1 protein-coding gene and 2 pseudogenes are annotated in these 2730 nt (G+C 70.0%); all 3 read right to left on the reverse strand.

The features are described from left to right. Positions 1-890 (reverse strand): annotated as a pseudogene (locus tag GTO19_RS05685) (chemotaxis protein); the annotation flags it as partial. A gap of 112 nt (positions 891-1002) precedes the next feature. Then, the gene (locus GTO19_RS05690; protein ID WP_291018978.1) at positions 1003-2562 is read right to left on the reverse strand and encodes a methyl-accepting chemotaxis protein; all 1560 of its coding nucleotides are present in this window, start codon (positions 2560-2562) and stop codon (positions 1003-1005) included. Positions 2563-2592: 30 nt separating this feature from the next. After that, positions 2593-2730 (reverse strand): annotated as a pseudogene (locus GTO19_RS05695) (chemotaxis protein); the annotation flags it as partial.

The raw sequence follows: 2730 nt of genomic DNA on the forward strand, positions 1-2730 counted from the left end.
GCCGCCGTCTGCTGCAGGTTGCTCGCGGTCTGCTCCGTGCGCGCGCTCAGGTCCTGGTTGCCCCTGGCGATCTCCGTGCTCGCCACCTCGATGCCCTGGCTGGACTGGTGCACCTGGCCCACCAGCGCGCGCATGGCGTTCTGCATCGCTGTCAGCGCGCCCACGAGGCTCTGTGCGTAAGCGCTGTCGGGCATGGTGCCCGTCAGGTCACCCTCGGCGATGCGGCGCACCGCCTGACGCGCCACCGCCGGGTCGCCGCCGAGTTCCTGGCGCAGCGTGCGCACGACCATGAACCCCAGGCCCAGCGCCACACCGATGGCCAACACTGCCAGCCCCAGCGCCACCCAGCGCGCGCGATCGGCTTCGGCGTTCACCGAGGCGTGCGTGCGCGATGACAGGTCGCGCGAGGCCTTGCCCAGTTCCAGCAGCGCCCCGCGCAGCTTGCGCCAGGCGGGCGTTTCCTGGGCGTTGAGCGCCTGCACGGCCTCGACACCGCTGCCGGCCTTGACCAGTTCCAGCACCTTGTCCTGCGCCTTGGCCTGCTCGGCGCGCAGGCCGGCCAGCGGCGCCAGTGCGGCTTCGCTCGCCGTGCCGCGCGCCACCTCCAGCGTGCCCTTGTGCGCCGTGTCGAAGGCCTCGCGCGCCCCGTCCAGGTTCTTGTAGGCCTGCGGGTTGTTGGGGTCGAGCACGATGTTGCGCAGCGCCTGGCCCATCTGCAGGCCTTGCGCGTACATCTCCTGTACGCCGCTGGCAATGGCCTGCTCGGTGTTGATGTACTGGTCGAAACGCGACTGCGTCTGCGTGAGCGACCAGATGCTGCCGCCCAGGCCAGCCACGAACAGCACGGCGGGCGCCACGAAGGCCAGGATGAGGCGTTGGTTGAAGTTCATTCTTGTTCCTCCTCGAAGATCGGGTGGCGGGAGCGATCCGCCGCCGGGCCGCCCCAAGGCGGATCAGCCCCCTCGGGGGGCAGCGACCCGCGCAGCGGCGGAGCGTGGGGGCTCAGGCAGTCACCCGGAACACCTGCACGGCGGTCGCCAGGCGGCCGGCCTGCTCGCGCAGGCTTTCGGCGGCGGCGGCGCTCTGCTCCACCAGCGCGGCGTTCTGCTGCGTCATCTGGTCGAGCTGGCCCACGGCGGTGTTCACCTGGCCGATGCCGTCGCTCTGCTCCTGCGCGGCGGTGGTGATGTCGGTGACGAAGGCCGAAATCTTCTGGGCGTTGTCCACGATCTCGCCAATGGTGCTGCCGGCCTGCGCCACGAGCTGCGTGCCGGTCTGCACCTTGTCCACGCTGTCGCCGATCAGGCCCTTGATTTCCTTGGCCGCCTCGGCGCTGCGCTGCGCCAGGCTGCGCACCTCGGCCGCCACCACGGCGAAGCCGCGGCCCTGCTCACCGGCGCGCGCGGCTTCCACCGCGGCGTTCAGGGCCAGGATGTTGGTCTGGAAGGCGATGTCGTCGATGACGCCAATGATGTCGCCGATCTTCTGGCTGCTGTGCTGGATCTCCTGCATGGTGGTGACGACCTGGCCCACCACCTCACCGCCGCGCGCGGCCACCTCGGCGTTGGCCGCGGCCATGGCGCTGGCCTGGCGCGCGGCGTCGGCGCTCTGGCGCACCGTGCTGCTGAGCTGCTCCATGCTGGCCGCGGTCTGCTGCAGGTTGCTCGCGGTCTGCTCGGTGCGCGAGCTCAGGTCCTGGTTGCCCGTGGCGATCTCCTGCGACGCGGTGCCGATGCTGTCGGAGCTGTTGCGCACATCGCCCACGATGCGCGAAAGCGAGGTCTGCATGCGGCCCAGCGCTCGCAGCAGCTCGGCGATCTCGTCGCGGCCCGTGGCCTGCACCGTGCGCGTGAGGTCGCCCTCGGCGATGGCGTCGGCCAGGTGGCGCGCCTGGTCCACCGGCGCGCAGATGCTCTGCATGTTGGCCAGGGTGGTGGGCACCACGATGAGCGCGGCCAGCGCCAGGGCAACGCCGAAGACCCACAGGGTCTGCTGGCTCGCGCTGTCGCTGCGCGCGCTCAGAGCGGTCACGTCCTCGCCCAGGGAGGCCTCCACCTGGTCGAGCAGTTCCGTCAGGCCCTTGTGCTGCTCGTGCGCACGCCCGAGCATGCGGTTCGCGATGGTGGCTGTTTCGTAGCCACCGCTCTCGAGCTGGTGCGACACCGGCTCGATCGCGGCCATGTAGGCCTTCAGACGTTCCTGCATCTGGGTCACCAGCGCGTCGCGCGACTCGTCGCGGCCGGCCAGCAAGGTGGCCATGGTGGCGGCGGTCTTGTCGGCCTCGGCCTTCCAGCGCGCCTTGGCCGCGATCACGAGGTCGGGCTTCTCGTAGGCAATGATCATGTCCTTCTCATGGCGCGTCATCGCACCCATGGAGGCCTTGAGCTGGGAGAGTGTCACCGTCTCCTGGTAGGCGCGTTCGGTGAACTCGTTGGCCACGTTCGACAGCCGCCACATGCCCCACAGACCGGCGCCGCCGACGGCGCCGAGCAGGGTCAGCACCACGGCGATGGCGCCGATCATGCGCTGGCGCACGGTGAATTGCCGCATGAATGCTTGCATCTCTCTCTCCTGTGTTTGATGTCGTGCGTATCAGTGCGCGAGGCGGAACACCTGCACCACTTCCGTCAATCGTCCGGCCTGGTCGCGCAGGCTCTGCGCGGCGGCGGCGCTCTGCTCCACCAGCGCCGCGTTCTGCTGCGTCATCTGGTCCAGCTGGTTCACCGCCAC

Source organism: Hydrogenophaga sp. (assembly GCF_011772445.1).
Classification (GTDB): Bacteria; Pseudomonadota; Gammaproteobacteria; order Burkholderiales; family Burkholderiaceae_C; genus Hydrogenophaga.

Excerpts from the sequence above, each read along its gene's own strand:
- GTO19_RS05690 (WP_291018978.1), bottom strand. The coding sequence starts at position 2,562 with ATGCAAGCATTCATGCGGCAATTCACCGTGCGCCAGCGCATGATCGGC.